Below are 16651 nucleotides of genomic sequence, written 5' to 3'. Positions count from 1 at the left end.
CCGCACGGGCCAACCTGCAGGAGGTTCAGGCGATGCGGGTCAACCGATGCAGGAAAGTGATGCCCTCGACGTTGGTCGCCCCATGTGCATTGAAATGCTGGATGTGCGGGCCGTGGTTGTGATGCCTCAGTTGGGCGTCGGCCGACGTCCACTGTTCGACAAAAACGAAATACCCGGGATCCTCGTCATTCACGAACAGTTCATAGCGTAGGTTGCCCTCCTCCTTGCGAGTAGGTTCGACCAGCGCGATGAGGTCCTTTTCCAGTTCCCGCTCCTTGCCCTTCTTGGCCCGCAGGCCAACGACGATGTGCAGATCCGACATGATGGCTCCCAGTATCCAGCCAGGCCGTGGCGACGAAGAAAATGGGCGTGCTCGATCCGGCCAGCGCTTTCGTATTGCCACATGGCGGCGCCGGCCGGACGACGATCACTCGCTACGATCGTAGGAGAACTGCAAGCCGGCGGTGCCGCCGGTCTCGATGAACAGGTCGACGAAGGCCGGCACCGTCTCGCTGCGTTTCCAGTCACGCTGAAGCTCGCAGAACAGTTGCGCGACGCTGATCATCTTGCCGCCGGCCTGTTCGATACGGCGCAACGCAGCGTCGTGCGCAGCGACGGAGGTACCGCCGACCGCATCGACGGGCACGTAGACCTCGTAGCCCGCGGCCAGCGCATCGAGCGCAGGAAAGGTCAGGCAAGCTTCAGTCCAGAGCGCGGTCATGATCAGTTTCTTACGACCGGTGGCTTCGACAGCCTGGCGGAACTCGACGTCCTCCCAGGAGTTGATGCTGGTGCGGTCAACCGTGGGGACGCCCTTCAGCGCTTTCTGAATCTGCGGCACCGGTGGCTTGTTCAGGCCAGTCTGCACATTGACGGTGGAATGCACGATCGGCAGACCATAGGCAACGGCGGCCTTGGCACAACCGACGATATTGTTCAGGAGCAGTTGGCGATCCATGGAGGCGATCGAGTTCACCTGAACGGGCTGGTAGTCGATGATGATGAAAGCGGAATTCTTGGGAGTCAGGAGTTGGTCCTTGACCTGATCGCGGATTGGTTCGCTTGCCATGAGTATGTCCTTCCAATGAGTGGGAACGGCAACCTGTTTCTCACCCCGAATGTCTTCGAAGGTGGTCCAGAAAAAGTAGTGAAACTCTCCGGCTACGATAAGAGCGCTTGCCGCGAACCCAGCGTTCTGCCCAGCAGAACAATGAGCCTGAACTCACCAGCGGAATACAGGGTCGAAGAGCCCGCTCCAGGGAGGTATCGGGGTGGTACCGTTCGCTAGTCGTTGGGCAGCAGCACCTGCTTCGCTCGCCGGCCACCACTGACGACTGCCTCGAAAGCCTCCACGCCCCTGTCCAGCGCCCATGAATCGAAGGCCGGCGGATTGAGCTGGCCCTGCGCAAAACCGTCCCGGAGCTTGTCCAGAATGTTCGCTACTTCCTCGCCGCCCAGCTTCATCGAGTCGATACCGATGAGCCGCTTTGACCCATGGTAGAAGTCGACGAGGTTGAACTCGACGCGTGGGTTGCCGGCGCTTGCGATGGCGACCTGACGCCCGCCACACCCGAGCGACTTGAGGGCGGGCTCGAACATCGGCCCGCCAACAGTATCGAGTACCACATCCACGCCTTTGCTTGCCGTAAGACGCCGGACTTCCTCGGTAAGGTCATGGGTTCGGGTATCGATCCGCAGGTCGGTATCGGACACCGTGTCGCTACGCACCGCTCCGATCACCGTCGCGCCCCGCCAGCGGGCAATCTGCGTCGCGGCCTGGCCGACGGCCCCCGCGGCACCGATGATCAGCACGGTGTCGCTCGCCTGCAGCCTTGCCGCGTCAACCAGCGCCATCCACGAGACGATATAGGGAATGCCGACGCAGGCGGCCTCCTCCATCGACAACTGATGGGGCTTCTCGGAGAGCCAGCGGAGCGGGATCGCCAGATACTCGGCATGGCTGCCATCGCGGTTAACCCCGAAGCCGGCGCCGCTGCCCCAAACCGCCTTGCCGTTCCATTGTGCACCGCCGCCCTCGACAACCACGCCGGCGAAGTCGCGGCCGGGCACGCGCGGCAGCGGAGTCTGGAAAGCCCCGGCGATATTCTTCACGTCGCTCGGGTTGATGGCCGACGCCCTGACTTCAACCAGGACTTCGCCGGGGCGCAGTTGCGGACGCGGGACTTGGGCGATGCCCAGCACCGAAGGCGGACCGTATGTCTCGAACCGCAGGGCTTTCATGACCAGAACCTCCCAGGTGGGGAATGGATGTTGCTCAGGTCTCGACGACACCCGGGCGGAGCGCGATGTGCTTGAACTCGACGAAATCGTCGATCACCGCATAGCCGCGCATGCGCCCTTGCCCGCTCTGCTTGAAGCCACCTTCCTCGAACTGGTCGTACAGCACGGCCCAGTCGTTCACCCAGATGGTGCCCGCCTCGATTTCCCGAGCTACCCGCAGCGGCCGGTCGATGTCACGCGACCAGATGCTGGCGGCAAGGCCGTACTCACTGTCGTTGGCGAGCACGACCGCCTGTTGCTCGGTGTCGAACAACTGCAGGGTTAGCACGGGGCCGAACACTTCCTTCTGGACTATGTCGAGCGAGGAGTCCGTCACTTCCAGGAGCGTCGGCCGATAGAACGCGCCCCTGGCGAGGTCGCCCTCGCTCACCGGCCCGCCACGCACGAGCACCTTCGCGCCGGCAGCGATGGCGTCCGTCACCATGCCGTTGACGCGCTCGACATTGGACCTGTCGATGAGCGGCCCCATCTCCACGCCGGGCTCCAGTCCCGGCCCGACCTTGACGGCCTCGAGGCGCCGGGAAAGCTCGTCGCGCACCCTCTCGGCGATGCCGCGCTGTACGAGCAGGCGGCTGCCGGTCATGCAGAACTGTCCGGAGAAGACGGTCAACGCCTCGACGACCTTGGGCAGGGCCGCGTCGAGATCGGCGTCGTCGAAGAGAATGACGGGCGTCTTGCCACCGAGTTCAAGGCCGAGCCGTTTGAGATTGGCCGAGGCGGTGGCGGAGATCGCACGGCCCGTCCTGGTGCTGCCGGTGAAGCTGATGCTGGGAACATCCGGGGATTCGACGAGGACGTTGCCGGCCTCGTGTCCGCCGGTGAAGAGATTCACCACGCCACGCGGAAGGCCCTCGGTGCCGGCGATGATCCCGGCCATCAAGGCATTCACCTGCGCGGTCTGGCGCGGCAGGCTGATCACCGCCGTGGCGCCGGCCGCGAGGGCGGGTGCCAGCGAGCGGACCATCAGCGCACCCGGTGAGTTCCAGGGGGCGATAATGCCGGCGACACCCACCGGCTCACGCAGGACCATGGACAACTGGCCCGGCTCGACTTGGGCAGCGTGTCCATGGTCGGTCAGCGCAAGAGCGGCGTTGAAGCGCAAGGTGAGTGGCACGATACCGATCTCGAAACGGGCCTGCTCGAGGGTCTTGCCATTCTCGGTGGTGATGAGCCGCGCCAGTGCCTCGCCGCTGGCTTCGAAACGATCGGCCATGCGGTTGAGGACACGGGCCCGTAGCAGGCGATCCTGCTTCCAGTTCTCCTCGCGGAAGGCACGCCTGGCCGCGGCGATGGCGCGCTGCGCTTCGGCGACGCCGGCCTGGGCGTAGCGGCCGATGATCTCGCCCGTGGCCGGATTGATGCTGTCGCCGTGACGTTCACCATCGCACCACTGACCATCGATCCAGTTCAGCGCAACCTTGGTTTCCTGCTTCTGCTCGGCCATGGGGCCTCCTGTCCAGCGGCGATCGAGGGGCAGTGATCGCACTCGTGGTTGGGGGGAACCGGTCGGGCAACCGGTTCCAGGGTGCTCAGCCGAAGAACTTGGGCGGATGCACGTTGCCACGTTTGACGTAGCCGTTGTGGTTCATCTCCAGCCGAGTCTTCTCGATGCAGAAATAGGCATTGTTCTTGGTCATGACATCCGCGCCGTTCAGGCGCTGCGCCCAGGTCTTGCCATTGGAGGTCTTCTTCGTCAGCACCTGTTTGGTGACGTAGTTGGTGAGCGCGTTGAAGTAGGCCTGCTCCGCCCAGCGGAAGGCCGCGCGATAGGACGTCCCTTCGATGTCCTTCAGGAAATAGCTGATCGGTATGGTTTCGAGTGCCTCGCGTGCCGAGCCCATCAGATCGTGCATGTACTCGCGGCCCTCGATGACATCCTCGCGCCCACCGGTCTTGGAGACATGTCCGGAGATCAGGTAGTCGAAGTCGTACTCGAGAATCTTGTCGAAGGCATCGGCGTACCCGCAGAGGCTCTCGGAGGAGTCGCAATCCCTGAAGGTGACCCAGCCCGGGCTTGCGACATCGATGGCCGCGAGCACCTTGGGCCCGGGGACGTAGATGAAGATATTGCCCTCGCAATGGTTCTGCCCTTTGTAGGAGAGCTCGACCTTGACGCCGTTCACATCGAGCGTCGTCTCGCGGGAGAAGGTCTCCATGGGCGGCGGACGGTCTGGATCGGGGAAGCGCTCCAGGAGCTCACGCGTCTTTTCATGCCCGACGCGCTTGACCTTGGGCCCGAAGATCGAGGCCGCGCCGATGTGATCGGCGTGCCAATGGCTGTAGATCACGTGGGTGACCGGTTCGTCGGTGACGCTTTCGATCGCCTCAAGCAGGTTCTCGCCCAGTGCCGGCGGCGCATCGACGACGATCACGCCTGAGCCGGTCCGAATGAACAGGCAGTCGTACCAGCCCGAGGTCACCCAGTAGACTCCATCCTTGAGCTCGGCGACGTGGTAGCCCTTCTCCAGGCGACCGGGCAGGAAGAGCGAGCCATGGGACGATTCGGGAGGTATCAGGAAGTCCTCCTTCTTGTCATAGGGAACACCAAGCGGGCCGAGATCATCGACAAACCACGACGGCAGGGACTTGCCGTGGGAACAGTTCGGATCAGAACACATGGGGTTTTCTCCGGGGTTGGGCCTGGAACGTCAGGAGGCGGCGACGCGCAGTACCGCCTTGATGGCATCGCCTTTGCGAGCTTGTTCGACCGCGTCGTTGATCTGCTCGAAGTCGAAGAACCGGACGAGTCGGTCGATCGGGAACTGGCCGGCGCGGTAAAGCTCGATCAGCCGGGGTATGAAGACCTGGGGCACGGCGTCGCCCTGGATGATGCCGCGGGCCATCCGCCCGTTGAGCAGGACGTTCATGTCGACCGGCGCCTCGGCGCCCGCGGGGGCGCCACCGATCAGCGCCGCCGTGCCCAGGGGGGCGAGGACATCGACGGCGAGCTTGAGCATCTCCGGTCGCGCGGTGATCTCCAGGACGTAGTCCGCGCCAATGCCCGTGATGCCCCTGATCTGCTCGGCGGTGTTGCCGTCGCGGCCGTTGATCGTGTGCGTCGCTCCCAGCTCACGGGCGACCGCGAGCCGCGACGCATTGATGTCGACCGCAATGATCGAGGCGGCCCCGGCGACCTTCGCCGCCATGATGGCGGCAAGGCCGACCGCGCCGGTTCCGAAGACGGCAACATGGGAGCCGGGCCGGACCTCGAGCGAGTTGAGGATCGCCCCGGCGCCGGTCTGGAAGCCGCATCCCAGCGGCGCGAGAAGCTCGAGCGGCAGGTCGTCCGGCACCTTTACCACACTGCTTTGATCGACGACGGCATGGGTGGCGAAGGACGACTGCCCGAAGAAATGTCCGTGCATCGCCGCTTCATGTGCCTCGCCTTCGGGCCATCCGAGGGCGTTGCTACCATCCAGGCGGGAACCGCCGAAGCAGATCTCGAAAGCGTGCTCGCAGTAGGCGTTGTGACCGCTGCGGCAGTATCGGCACTCCTCGCAGGAAGGATAAGAAAGCACCACATGGTCACCGACCTCGATGCCCTTGACCCCCGCGCCGACCTTCTCGACGATCCCCGCCCCCTCGTGACCGAGCACCACTGGCAGGGGAACGGGATAGTCCTGGTTGCGGACATGGATATCGGTCTGGCAGATGCCGACAGCACAGATCCTGACGAGCACTTCGTTCGGACGGGGCTCGTCCAACTCAAGATCGCGAAAAACGAATGGACCGGCTTTCTCTTCGATAACGGCTGCACGCACTCGCATGACAGGTCCTCTATTCAACGAATCGATAGGTCTCGAGGAGGGTTCGCATCGTGAAAATCCTAACGGCACTCTCTGTCCGGCTAGTCCCGGCAATCACGAACACAGGTTTCACCAGGACAGAACATTCATCGTGCCCCCGCGACGAGAATGCGCAGGAATCAGGGACGGCCTTCGCGCTTGGCATGCTCGGCGACGAGCGCGGTCATCACCAGGCCGCCGATCAGGCCCATGTGTTCGAGGAACACGTTCATCGCGACGAAACGCTCCTGCCCCTCCAGGGTCCAGAAGCCATGCGCCATGACGGCGGCGATGGCGGTGAAGACGCCCAGGGCGCCTGCACCGAGCCAGACGAAGCGACCTGAAATGACCAACAGGCAACCTATGCCCTGAACGGCAATGGTGAGCCCCGCCCAGAAGGCCCCGGGATGGAGTCCCATTTCCTCCTGTTCGAGCACGGCAGCATGGAAGTCGAGCGACTTGAGAATGGCGCTCACGAGAAAGATCACGACCATCGCCGTCCGTGCCAGCAGCCAGGTCCAGCGCCAGTCGAGAATCCTGTCGACCCAAACAGGGTCCTCTCGTCCAAATTCCTGCATGGGATACTTCTCCTGATATTTCATTGGGGGAATCAACGCTGTCCGGGGTGGGAGCGGACGAACTCGACGAAGCCGGACAGATAGGCCTGCAGCCGCTCGCGCAGCTCCGCATCGAGCAGATTGCCGGCGTCATCGAAGAGTTGCCCGGCGTGGGATACCACCAAACGCCCGCCGAACCAGGGCTCGGCGCCGAGCATGCGCAGCACGGAGAGCCAGGCGTCCTGTGCAAGCAGCGTCCCGAAACCGCCTGGCGAGGCCCCTACCACGGCGAACGGCCTGCCGCCGAACACCCGGGGGATATCGGCCACGGGCCGCGACGCCCAGTCGATGGCATTCTTGAATACGCCGGGAATGCCGTTGTTGTATTCCGGCGTCGCCAGGATCACGCCATCGGCGGCCATGAGGGCCTGCTTCAGTTCGGCGACCGCCGACGGAATGCCGACAGCAGCCTCGTCATCGGCATTGAACAGCGGAATGCCGGCAATACTCCTCACTTCAAGGGTTGCGCCGTCGGGCATCAGCATTGCCGCTGCGCGCAGCAGGCCCAGGTTGTAGGAGGCATGCCGCAAGCTACCGGCCACACCAACGATATGGGTCATCGTTCTTCCTCGCTCGATGGGGGGATGTTGAAGTGATACCGCCCTCGCCATCCGCAGCCTCGCGTGCCCCATGAGGTCCGGCGGCAGCCACGGCCCCAGGGTTCTCACCGATTTCCGAGGCTGGGCACCACGCGGATGCGTGAAGCGGCCGCGCGATTCGCGGGGACGAATGGCCGCACGACCGTTCACACTGCGATGCTAGCCAAGCATGGGCGCGTTGTGCTGCCCGGAATCGCGAACCCGGAGTTCGGACAGACCGAACCATGACGACGCCCCCGAACGGCGGGAGAAGATGGCGACTACCTCCCCCGTCCCGAGACGTCATCCCCAGCCCATACCCGCCAGCACACCCTCGCGCAGGATGGCCAGGCCGTCGGAGACCAGGCGTGGACGCGAGGGAATGGAGGCCACGGCGGCGGCTCAGCGGTCGCTCAGACCAGACATGGGCATTGGCCAGGCACAACATCGAGGGCATCGTCCGGGCTCATTCGAGGATAGTGACGGTGGCGGTGGTGCCCGCGCGCAACGGCGGAGCCTCTGCCGTGCGCGGGTCCAGGCGCAGGCGCACCGGAATCCGCTGTGCCAGCTTCACCCAGGTGTAGTTCGGGTTGACGTTGGCCAGCAGGCGGCTGCCCGGGAGGTTCTCCTGGTCGGTAATGGCATAGGCGATGCTCTCCACCGTGCCCTGCAGCTCCTCCCCGCTCATCAGGGAAATCCGCGCTCGGCTGCCGACGCGAATCTTCGGCAGCTTGGTCTCCTCGAAATAGCCGCTGACGTGGAAGGAGTCGCTGTCCACCAGGGCCAGCAAGGGTGACCCCGACTGGGCGAAGTCTCCCTGGCGGGTCAGCAGGTTGGTCACGTAGCCACTGACTGGCGCCAGGACCCGGGTACGCTCGAGGTCGAGCCGAGCCTGCTTCAGAGCGGCGTCGGCAAGCTGCACGTTGGTCTGCGCCAGTACCAGGTTGGACTGTTCCCTGAGCAGGTTGGCCGCCGCCACCGCCACGTCGGTGCTGGACTGTTCCCACTCTTCGGCGGAAATCGCCGAGCGCGACTTGAGCTGCCGACGGCGCTGTTCCTCGCTGCGTCGTTGCTTCAGCAACGCCTGTTGGGCGACGATGGCCGCCTGCGACAACCCAAGCGTGGCACGCGCGACATCGACCTCGCGCTGCGCGTGCAGCACGGCGAGTTCATAGCTGGCCGGGTCTATACGCAGCAACAGATCGCCCTTGCCGACGAACTGGTTGTCGCGTATCGGCAACTCGACGATGCGCCCACCGACGTCCGCGGACAGCGTCACCACACCGGCCCGCACCCGGGCATCACGGGTCCAGGGCGCCCGGGTGTAATACTCCCAGGCAAAACCGCCCAGCACGATGGCCAGCGCCAGCATCACCAGGGTCAGGGCCCCGGCCAGGAAAGGTTTCAACGAAGACATTTCAGCTAATCGCTCCCATCAACAGCACCAGAACAGCGCAGGTCACGGCATACAGAGCGCCCTGGAACAGCGCTGGATGCCAGGCGTATGCCAGTACCCCCGCGCGTCGCAGCAAGGCATCCAGCACCAGGAACAACGGCAGAGCCAGCAAGAAGACCTGGGCGATGGGCGGCAGGTAGATGCCGCCCAGTTCGAAATCAGCGGGCATGGGCCTGCTCCTCCACGGCCGGTGACACCGGCACCTCCAGCACAGCGCGATAGCGCTGCAGCAACATGAGCGCGATCGAAAGCGACACCCGCAGGATGAACATCCGTCGCAGCTCCCCGCGACCGAACGCCAGGTACGTGCCGTGCTGCTCATCCAGCGAGCGACCCAGTTGATCCAGGGTCGCCAACAGCCCGTCCAGTTTCACCGGGCGACGGCCACCGACAAAATCGACCATGTCCTGCACCCCTTGGCGCAGGCGGGTCCGGGCCCCTGGCGTGAGAGCCGCGCCGCGAGTGCACTGGGCATTGATCTGGCCCAGGGCAGCGGCCAGTACCACGCAGCTCAAGCTGCACTCGAAGCGCTCCTTCGACACCGGGTCGCCGGTAGCCGCAAGCAAGCCGGCCATCGTGGCCAGCCGATCGAGCATGCGGCTCTCGAACTCGAACTGCTGGGCCAGGCCGTTGCCATCCGACACCTGCCGGTACACATCCTCGCGCACGTGACGGAACAACCAGGCGATGCGCTTCTGAGGGTCGAAGGGGAACACCAGGGCGAACACCAGCATGGAGAGCATCCCACCGGTGAAGTAGCCCCCCGCGAACTCGAACCACTGCACCGCGCTATTGTGGTAAGCCCCGACGTTCTGCGGTCCGATCATCAACAGACTGATCAGGCCGATACCCATGCCGATGCCGGCGGTCGCCGGGTTGGCCAGGCCGACCGCGGCGAGGTAGAGCAAGGGGACCAGGCACAGGGCGAGCATCTCGAAATCGTCGAACACTGGCAGAAGGGCGAACTGGTAGAGGGCCGACAGGCCGATGGCCAGCAGCAGGCCACGGTTATAGTTCTGGCTGGCCAGCAATGGCCGCGGCAAGGTCGCCATCAGCGAGCACATGACACCGACCAGGATCACCCCCGAGCGAGCTCCGTCCCAGGCGCTACCAATCCAGATCGCGCCCGCGACCACCAGGGCGAGGAACGCACGCAAGGCGTTCATACCGGCCAGACGGAAGTCCAGGTGCAAGGCGTTCGCCTGCCCTGCGCTGTTAGGGCTACTGGCCGCCCGGCCGTGGCGGATCGCCTCGTCGAGTTCGAGCAACTCCTCCAACTGCTGGAGGAACCGGGCCTGCTCCCAACGTAGCGCCCAGGCCAGGGAACGCAGCGGCGCGGGCAGCGGCTCGGCGAGGTGCTCGGCGCGATCGGCAGCCTCGTCGAACCCCTGGCGCAAGCTGCCAAGCGCGGCACGGTCGTTCGCCGGCAAGGCGACGCCACGGCGCGCCACCTCATCCAGGCTCTGTAGCTCCCTCTCGCGCAACAACTGGATATCAGCCGGCAGCGGCCCCTCCCATTGCCGTGCGATCAATTCCCGCTGCTGCCGCAGCACCAGCAAGCGCGACACCAGCAGGACCAGTTGGTTGGCGAACAACCGCACCAGGCCATCAGAGTTACGCAGATGCGGTGCGTCGAAATACAGGTGGCGGCGCAGGCCCTCAAGCGCACTGACCTCGGCGACCAACTGCGCCTGGCGCTGGTGGAACGCCTCCGGCGCCTCCTCCGTCCTGATGGTCGCGGCCGCGTGCTGGGCAATCAGCCTGACCAGGCCATCGACCTTGGCGAAGTAGCCCTTGGCAACGGCCTGGGGGCGTGCCGTCAACAGGCTGACGACTGCCACGCAAGCCACCGCCAGGAGGGTTTCGCTCAAGCGGGTGATCGCCAGTAGCAAGGTTCCATCCGGCTCGGGGACGGACAGCATCGCCACGACTACGGCGGTGAACCCACTGAGCACGAAGGCATGTGAATCGGTGTAGCGCAGCAGGGTTCCACCTGCGGTACAGAAGGCCAGCCAGGACGCCAGGGCGACGATGAACAGCACCGGCTGCTGCGGGAACAGCGCCATGATCACTACCGCCGCCGAGGCACCGCCCGCAGTCCCCAGTACCTGGGCGAAGCTGCGCTTGAGGGTCATGCCAGCCAGGGGAAGACTGATGATGATCACCGTCATCAGCGCCCATTTGGGTTGGTCCAGGTCGAAGACGAAAGCCAGGTACAGACAAAGCAGGCCGGCAGCGACTGTGCGCAGAGCAAAAAGCAGGATATCGGGGCCTGGCCGCAGGGCCAGCTTGAAATATGCGATCAAGGGTTTCACATTCAACGCCTCAGGACAGGCTCACCGGATAACCGATTGGGTGGTACCCATCGGTACTGGAGTCGCCGTCGGCGCTCCCGGGGCGGTATGGCCCTCGCCCTCGCGGTGGCTTGCCCAGCGCGCGGGATGACAGCTCGCACTGAACTGCATGGCTACTCATGGCCTGGCTCCCCTGCTGCGCTGTGGACCGGGATTCGGCCGGTCCATCTGGCCGAAGCGGCCACTCTGGAAATCCTGGGGACCGGCAAGGTCGAGCAGCAGGAAAGGACTAATGTGCTTTCCCAGACTGTCGTAGGAAAACGATGTACGAACCGGGAATCCGTCTCCCATCCAGTGGGACCGGTGGCTGGTGTAGACGCCAAGCACCTTCTTCATCGCGCACCTCCCGAAACACAACGGGAATAACGGTAGGTCCGCAACGACAAGCCCGGTAGCCCCAGCTGTTGATCCTCAGTGTTCCATCTGATGAACGCTGAAGCGTGCTGGAGGCCCGCCGCCCGCGCCCTCAGAGCTCGGCCAGGCGGGGCTTGGCCTGCGCGTATCCGCGCTTGAGCCGGGCGATGTACTCGGCCGTCTTCTGTACCCGGGTAATCGGCCCGATGCCCTGCCCGCAACCCCAGATGTCCTTCCAGGCCTTCTTCGCGTCGCCGCCGAAGTTCATCTTGCTCGGGTCCTCACGGCAAGGTTGTCGGGGGCCAGGCCGGCAGCGACGATCGAGGGCAGGCGGCCGGTTCGAGGCATGGCTTCAAGGCCGTCCAGGGAAATGGGGCGGACAGTTTTTTATTTTGTCTACACCCTCCTGGCAGCACGGCCTCGGCCAGATGATCCCGATGAGACAAATGCGCATACCGCATCGTCATCGAGAGCGAGGCATGCCCCAGGATGTGCTGCAACGTCACGATGTGCCTGCCGTTCATGATGAAGTGACTGGCGAAGGTTTGCCGCAGCATGTGGCTGGCCTGCCCTCTCGGTAGCTTGATCGAGGTGGACAGCAGCACGATGCGGAACACCCCAAGGCGGTTGGTGAAGGGGCCGGGAGTCTGCCAGTGCTGGCGAATCTCCTTGGCCAATCCTTGCGAAATCGGCACTGAGCGAACACGCTTCGACTTGGCGTTGGCGACGGTCAGCCCCGGATGCGGCAAGGCGGTTCGAGCATCACGCGCGGTCAGTAACTCCGGCCCCCGAAGACACGATGCGCAGTACTTCCAGATAGCCTGGGGGCTCGCCAGTCGCGTTGCGTTCGCGCAGCATCCGGTGCATCAGTGGCAAGCGAAAGTAGGGCACCGACGCCATGACGTGGTGCTCGATGTGATAGTTCACATTGATGGGCGCTACCGTGGCCCTGGCGATCAGGCCGGCGCGAGTAGTTCGGGTATTGAGGAAACTGTCGGCGGAGACTTCCGTGCAGGCGTGTTCGGCCATGGAGCGGATGCGCACGAAGGCGGCAAAGGGGGTCATGTAAGCGAATATCCAGGCGAGGTACAGCCAGGGGTATCCGGTCGCCCAGAGCACTCCGAAGAGCACGGCATTGGTGATGACGGTAGGCGTCACGTTGCGCAGGAACAGTCGGCTGCGGCTGGCGAACGTTTGTCCCTCGGTGGGCAGCCTGGTCAGGTCGTTGGCCACTGTCCACTTCAGGTATCCGGCATCCATGAGAAATCGCCCGGCAAAGAACTTCAGGCCCGTCAGTCCGCTGATATCGCGTACAAGCTTGCGTATCAGCGAAGCTCGTGTCGTCGGGAAGGGAGCTACCAGCGAGAGGTCGGTGTCTTCTGCCTGGCCAGTTTTTGCATGATGTACCAGATGGTGTGTGCGGTATTTCTTCAGGTCATTCCAGATGGGCCTGGCGCAGATCCAGTCGACCAGGACCTCATTCAGAAAGCGGGTCTTGAACAGCGTCCCGTGAGATGCGTCATGCATGAGAATGGCCAGCGCCAGTTGGCGGCCGGCCAGCAGCGCCAGCGCAATCAGGAAAACCGGGATTGCGACTGCCAGCGGTTGTGTGCTGGCCCAGGCCATGACGATGAAAGCCAGGGCAATGACACCCCAGGTAAAACCGACGGCAGCGAATCCCATCAGGTCGGAGCGCTCGGTCAGCATGCGTATTTCGTCGCGACTGAAAATTTCGGTGACCTTGCGGCGGATGCCGGGGAGGCTTTCCTGGCTAACGGTTGAGTCCTGATGCATGGCTACCTCGTAGCGGTCAGTGGTTGATAGGACTTTGGGTGGTACCGGTCGACGATTCGACAGGTGGCGACGCTCGTAGACCACGCCAGATGGCATGGCCGACATCGTCATAGCGCAGCAGCACATCGATGAAGGCGTGCCGTTCCTGAGGATTGACCAGCGGCTCGGGAAGCAGTGGGTCGTAGATCAGTTGGCGAATGGCTGCATTACCCATCAGGAAGGACTCCCGGGCAGCGACTTCCACTTCCATCTCATCGACTCGTGTCAGCCATTTGCCGAGTTTCTCGGCAGTCTCGCGGTAGCCGCGGTTGAGCACCTTGCCGTCCCATAGTGCGCGTGCTCGCACCTCGCGCATGGGGTCGAACTCTGCCGCCAGGAAGACCGAGGCGCTCGATTCGAGGCCCAGCTTGAGCAGGCGCTCCCTCACCAGGACAACACCGCCCGCCAGATTGTCGGGGCGGATGAAAAGCTCGCGCTCCAGCTCGCGGAAACCCAGCAGTTCCAGAGCTCGCTCGCGGCGACGCAATTGTGCGCGGTCAGTACGGCCCAGGCCGGCGCAGTGCGCCACTACCCAGGCACCATGCCAGTGGCCGATACGCATTTCAGCGTTACGCCAGCCACGCACATCTTCCGCCAGATCCGCAGCCTTGGCTCCCAGGCAGTAGTCGCCTCGTCCCGCCGCCTCGATCATGCCGGCGGCTGCCAGCCGGACAAGGGCCACTCTCACGCTGTTCTCGCGAATGCCGAACAGGGCGCAAGCAGAAATCGCATCGCGGGCACTGAGCACACCATCATCTCTGCTCAGAAGAAACTTGAGAATCAGATCCCGGGGGTGTGGCGTCATCTCAATGACTCATTTTTAAGTATTGTGTCTTTCGGCGTAATGTTACTTGGAACGATGTATACCGTTTTTTTCAGTAATCTTTACCAGATCCAACGATGGGGCTTGGCGTGGAGTCGGGAGAGTTCGAGCGCCGGTAAGTAAACCTCCTGGCCACGCCACACCCCCGCAGCTCTTGGGGCTCCGACAAGATGAAGGCACTTTGGCGGTCATTCGCCTGCTACCGGAACGGAGTGACAACGGCTACGCTCAGCAGCACAGGCCAAACGGAGAACAAACGAACATGTCCAGATCCAATACCCTGCTGGCAACGGCCCTCGGCCTCGCCCTGGTTGGCGCCAGCCCGACGCTACTGGCCGGTAATGGGAACGGGAACGGCAATGGCCACGCCAAGAACGCCCAACACGGCAATCAGGGGCAAGGCGGTGGCAACTGGCAAGGCGGCCCGCAGATCGATATCGGTGGCGTTCGCGTCGTCCTCGACAACAACCGCGACTACTGGAGTCCGGGCGCGGCGCTACCGCCTGGCATCCGCAAGAACCTCGCACGCGGCAAACCACTGCCTCCCGGTATCGCCAAGAAGCTCGACGGCCGCCTGATTGGCCGCCTGCCCCGCTACGATGGCTACGAATGGCAGCAGGCCGGCACCGATCTGCTCCTGGTCACTATCGCCACCGGTGTCATCTACGAAGTCCTGAACAACGTCCTGGACTGATCGACCTGCCGGATAGCCGTGGAAAACCTCATCTGGCCCCATCGAACATGCCACGGATGGACACTGGCCGTTCATCCCCTGTCGGTACAATGCTCGATGTCTTGAAGCCCCGCCTCCCCGGCGGGGCTTTCGTTCCAGTGCCATCAGCGAGAACGAATTCAGGCCGCGTGCATTTCTGGTCGTCGCTTTCATAGCCGGTCTTTCAGGTCAGGGGGTTCTTCCTGGCCTGATTGATCGGTCGAAGGTGAAACGGACCACTACGATGAGTCTCGATGGCGGAAGCAGGCTTTCGGGGATGGAGCAGATTCGCCTCTTATTTCTCGTACGAAACTTCCTGTCGATTGACGAGGCAGACACTGTCATCCAGTTGCGGAGTGAGGAACACGCTCACTTTGTTGGTATTCTCGATGACTGCAGTGTTCAGGATTGAGCCAATATATTTCCAGTCCTTGAACGTGGTCTCCCTGATCTTCATGCAAGAACCTCGCATCACCATTGTTTCGTTGCTGCTGAGGTCGCACTTGCCGGCTGAATTGGGGGACGCCGTCATGATGATCTGCGAGTAGGCATCCGAGTATTTCTTCACTGAGAATGTCTCGAAAAGCCGCTTGTTCGGCTGTGCTGTGTTCCAGACGCTATTGGTACCGTGATCGGACTTGCCAATTACGAAGTCCGATACGCCGCGCAGTTGCTCAAGGCAAGACTTGATCCCGCTATTTTGTGCCGCCTTGGTCACTTCTGTGGCTGCAAGACAATTCTGCATTACCAAAGCCAATGCAATGGCGGTCGCAACCCTCTTCATGAGTGCTCCTTACTAGAGGCGACTTTGTGCTCCGAATCCTGTTCACGTTGACAGGAGGGACGCATTCTTCCATGCAAAATGGCATTTGGCCACCATCGATTGCTTCCACCCAATAGTGCGCCTATGGCGCCTTATGCGCGTCGTTTCTATTCATGTGGTACCAGGGCTGGCCAAGCCTTGAAGCGCTTGCTGTCACCCGCGTACAGATGCCTGGGATCAACAATGACTTGCCAAGGCCCATCTACGCTCGAGACAACGCCGCGGCACTTGGCTGTTCGGTTGCAGGTTCGTGCAGCCTCGTCAGGCTCTCGCCATCTGGCTCTTGTGTGCCTGCCGCCACTGTTTCGGACTGACATCGAACCAGCGTCGGAAGGCGCGCGAGAAAGCACTGATCTCTGAATAGCCCAGCAGCAGGGCCAGCTCTGAGATTGGCAGAGCGGATTGCTGCAGATAATAGGTGGCCAGTTCCTGACGCACCGTGTCGACCAAGGCAGAGAAACTCAGGCCATGCTCCTGCAGGCGCCGTTGCACGGTCCAGCTGGGTAGGCGCAGTTGCTCGGCGACCTGCTCCAGGCTCGGATAGCCATCGCCAAGCAACGTCCTTACCTGCGACTTGACGTCATCGACGATGCCTGGGCGATTCGGTACGCCTGCCTGTCCGCCGAGCATGCGCATGCTTTCGATGACGATGGCCAGCAAGCGAGGGTCGCGACCGGGCATCGGCCGGTCGAGCACGCTGCGGCGGAACACCAGGGAATTGCGTTGCTGGCTGAACAATACCGGCGCATCGAAGGCTTTAGCAGCAAGCCGATCGATCGTCGAAAGCGCAATCGCGCATGACATGAAACAGACACCTCGCCCAGCCGTGCTTCATTGTGCAGGCAACACCGCAATGGCGCTCGCCGCTATGGGCCCGAGCAACACCGGTGCCCCTGTCCGGGGCGGCCTGGCACAAGCGCTTGGCGGCCATCACCTGCCTGATCCGGCAGACGCCCTTTCGCTGTGCGTCGAGCCTCCCAATCAGGCAGCACGAACCGAATAGGCTTGACCTTCC

17 protein-coding genes and 2 pseudogenes are annotated in these 16651 nt (G+C 63.1%); 1 reads left to right on the top strand and 18 read right to left on the bottom strand.

Annotated elements, in window-relative coordinates; all coding sequences use genetic code 11:
* Positions 1-25 precede the first annotated feature (25 nt).
* From ACYCAX_RS19295 to ACYCAX_RS19220, 16 genes and pseudogenes are all read right to left on the bottom strand, one after another.
* Complete coding sequence (locus ACYCAX_RS19295; RefSeq protein WP_460248610.1) at positions 26-322, bottom strand: putative quinol monooxygenase; 297 nt, start codon at positions 320-322, stop codon at positions 26-28.
* A gap of 105 nt (positions 323-427) precedes the next feature.
* The gene (locus tag ACYCAX_RS19290) at positions 428-1069 is read right to left on the bottom strand and encodes a hydrolase (RefSeq protein WP_015476030.1); all 642 of its coding nucleotides are present in this window, start codon (positions 1067-1069) and stop codon (positions 428-430) included.
* 215 nt (positions 1070-1284) lie between these two features.
* Positions 1285-2241 carry a quinone oxidoreductase family protein gene (locus tag ACYCAX_RS19285; RefSeq protein ID WP_460248609.1) on the bottom strand — a complete coding sequence of 319 codons (957 nt, stop codon included), beginning with the start codon at positions 2239-2241 and terminating at the stop codon, positions 1285-1287.
* A 34-nt stretch (positions 2242-2275) separates the two neighbouring features.
* Entirely contained in the window at positions 2276-3745 is a 1470-nt protein-coding gene (locus ACYCAX_RS19280; protein ID WP_460248608.1) for an aldehyde dehydrogenase family protein, read from the bottom strand.
* 85 nt (positions 3746-3830) lie between these two features.
* Positions 3831-4919 (bottom strand): MBL fold metallo-hydrolase, encoded by a 1089-nt coding sequence (locus ACYCAX_RS19275; RefSeq protein WP_015476027.1) that lies wholly within the window; start codon positions 4917-4919, stop codon positions 3831-3833.
* 30 nt (positions 4920-4949) lie between these two features.
* Positions 4950-6068: an NAD(P)-dependent alcohol dehydrogenase gene (locus ACYCAX_RS19270; RefSeq protein WP_041711778.1), complete on the bottom strand. Its 1119-nt coding sequence runs from the start codon at positions 6066-6068 to the stop codon at positions 4950-4952.
* Between the two features lie 158 nt (positions 6069-6226).
* Positions 6227-6688: a DoxX family protein gene (locus ACYCAX_RS19265; RefSeq protein WP_460248607.1), complete on the bottom strand. Its 462-nt coding sequence runs from the start codon at positions 6686-6688 to the stop codon at positions 6227-6229.
* Positions 6689-6696: 8 nt separating this feature from the next.
* Positions 6697-7263, bottom strand: coding sequence for an NADPH-dependent FMN reductase (locus ACYCAX_RS19260; protein ID WP_460248606.1), 567 nt, complete (start codon positions 7261-7263; stop codon positions 6697-6699).
* 484 nt (positions 7264-7747) lie between these two features.
* Entirely contained in the window at positions 7748-8698 is a 951-nt protein-coding gene (locus ACYCAX_RS19255; protein ID WP_460248605.1) for an HlyD family efflux transporter periplasmic adaptor subunit, read from the bottom strand.
* Between the two features lies 1 nt (position 8699).
* Positions 8700-8906 (bottom strand): DUF1656 domain-containing protein, encoded by a 207-nt coding sequence (locus ACYCAX_RS19250; protein ID WP_294972786.1) that lies wholly within the window; start codon positions 8904-8906, stop codon positions 8700-8702.
* Positions 8896-11052, bottom strand: a complete 2157-nt coding sequence (locus ACYCAX_RS19245) for an FUSC family protein (RefSeq protein ID WP_460248604.1) — start codon at positions 11050-11052, stop codon at positions 8896-8898. Before ACYCAX_RS19245 ends, ACYCAX_RS19250 begins: the two co-directional genes overlap by 11 nt.
* A gap of 228 nt (positions 11053-11280) precedes the next feature.
* Positions 11281-11427 (bottom strand): annotated as a pseudogene (locus ACYCAX_RS19240) (pirin family protein); the annotation flags it as partial.
* Positions 11428-11557: 130 nt separating this feature from the next.
* On the bottom strand, positions 11558-11713 hold the full coding sequence (locus ACYCAX_RS19235) for a 2-nitropropane dioxygenase (RefSeq protein WP_460248603.1): 156 nt from the start codon (positions 11711-11713) through the stop codon (positions 11558-11560).
* A 145-nt stretch (positions 11714-11858) separates the two neighbouring features.
* Positions 11859-12227: pseudogene (locus ACYCAX_RS19230) on the bottom strand (tyrosine-type recombinase/integrase); the annotation flags it as partial.
* The gene (locus ACYCAX_RS19225) at positions 12208-13239 is read right to left on the bottom strand and encodes a fatty acid desaturase family protein (protein ID WP_015476016.1); all 1032 of its coding nucleotides are present in this window, start codon (positions 13237-13239) and stop codon (positions 12208-12210) included. The gene ACYCAX_RS19225 and the pseudogene ACYCAX_RS19230, both read right to left, overlap by 20 nt.
* 16 nt (positions 13240-13255) lie before the next feature.
* Entirely contained in the window at positions 13256-14083 is an 828-nt protein-coding gene (locus ACYCAX_RS19220) for a PaaX family transcriptional regulator C-terminal domain-containing protein (RefSeq protein ID WP_460248602.1), read from the bottom strand.
* Positions 14084-14363: 280 nt separating this feature from the next.
* Between ACYCAX_RS19220 and ACYCAX_RS19215 the strand changes: the two genes are divergently transcribed.
* The gene (locus ACYCAX_RS19215; RefSeq protein WP_015476014.1) at positions 14364-14795 is read left to right on the top strand and encodes an anti-virulence regulator CigR family protein; all 432 of its coding nucleotides are present in this window, start codon (positions 14364-14366) and stop codon (positions 14793-14795) included.
* 313 nt (positions 14796-15108) lie between these two features.
* Here ACYCAX_RS19215 and ACYCAX_RS19210 read toward each other — a convergent pair whose 3' ends face one another.
* Together ACYCAX_RS19210 and ACYCAX_RS19205 are read right to left on the bottom strand one after the other, a co-directional pair.
* Positions 15109-15597, bottom strand: coding sequence for a hypothetical protein (locus ACYCAX_RS19210; RefSeq protein ID WP_015476013.1), 489 nt, complete (start codon positions 15595-15597; stop codon positions 15109-15111).
* Positions 15598-15897: 300 nt separating this feature from the next.
* Positions 15898-16440, bottom strand: a complete 543-nt coding sequence (locus tag ACYCAX_RS19205) for a helix-turn-helix transcriptional regulator (RefSeq protein WP_015476012.1) — start codon at positions 16438-16440, stop codon at positions 15898-15900.
* Positions 16441-16651: the final 211 nt, after the last annotated feature.

Source organism: Pseudomonas sp. MT3 (assembly GCF_054720805.1).
Note: the sequence above shows the minus strand (reverse complement) of the source record. Positions and strands in the feature narration are given on the sequence as shown.

Coding starts and splice junctions, on each gene's coding strand:
- ACYCAX_RS19205 (WP_015476012.1), bottom strand. CDS start 16,440: ATGTCATGCGCGATTGCGCTTTCGACGATCGATCGGCTTGCTGCTAAA.
- ACYCAX_RS19285 (WP_460248609.1), bottom strand. CDS start 2,241: ATGAAAGCCCTGCGGTTCGAGACATACGGTCCGCCTTCGGTGCTGGGC.
- ACYCAX_RS19265 (WP_460248607.1), bottom strand. CDS start 6,688: ATGAAATATCAGGAGAAGTATCCCATGCAGGAATTTGGACGAGAGGAC.
- ACYCAX_RS19215 (WP_015476014.1), top strand. CDS start 14,364: ATGTCCAGATCCAATACCCTGCTGGCAACGGCCCTCGGCCTCGCCCTG.
- ACYCAX_RS19270 (WP_041711778.1), bottom strand. CDS start 6,068: ATGCGAGTGCGTGCAGCCGTTATCGAAGAGAAAGCCGGTCCATTCGTT.
- ACYCAX_RS19210 (WP_015476013.1), bottom strand. CDS start 15,597: ATGAAGAGGGTTGCGACCGCCATTGCATTGGCTTTGGTAATGCAGAAT.
- ACYCAX_RS19235 (WP_460248603.1), bottom strand. CDS start 11,713: ATGAACTTCGGCGGCGACGCGAAGAAGGCCTGGAAGGACATCTGGGGT.
- ACYCAX_RS19225 (WP_015476016.1), bottom strand. CDS start 13,239: ATGCATCAGGACTCAACCGTTAGCCAGGAAAGCCTCCCCGGCATCCGC.
- ACYCAX_RS19255 (WP_460248605.1), bottom strand. CDS start 8,698: ATGTCTTCGTTGAAACCTTTCCTGGCCGGGGCCCTGACCCTGGTGATG.
- ACYCAX_RS19250 (WP_294972786.1), bottom strand. CDS start 8,906: ATGCCCGCTGATTTCGAACTGGGCGGCATCTACCTGCCGCCCATCGCC.
- ACYCAX_RS19295 (WP_460248610.1), bottom strand. CDS start 322: ATGTCGGATCTGCACATCGTCGTTGGCCTGCGGGCCAAGAAGGGCAAG.
- ACYCAX_RS19220 (WP_460248602.1), bottom strand. CDS start 14,083: ATGACGCCACACCCCCGGGATCTGATTCTCAAGTTTCTTCTGAGCAGA.
- ACYCAX_RS19275 (WP_015476027.1), bottom strand. CDS start 4,919: ATGTGTTCTGATCCGAACTGTTCCCACGGCAAGTCCCTGCCGTCGTGG.
- ACYCAX_RS19290 (WP_015476030.1), bottom strand. CDS start 1,069: ATGGCAAGCGAACCAATCCGCGATCAGGTCAAGGACCAACTCCTGACT.
- ACYCAX_RS19280 (WP_460248608.1), bottom strand. CDS start 3,745: ATGGCCGAGCAGAAGCAGGAAACCAAGGTTGCGCTGAACTGGATCGAT.
- ACYCAX_RS19260 (WP_460248606.1), bottom strand. CDS start 7,263: ATGACCCATATCGTTGGTGTGGCCGGTAGCTTGCGGCATGCCTCCTAC.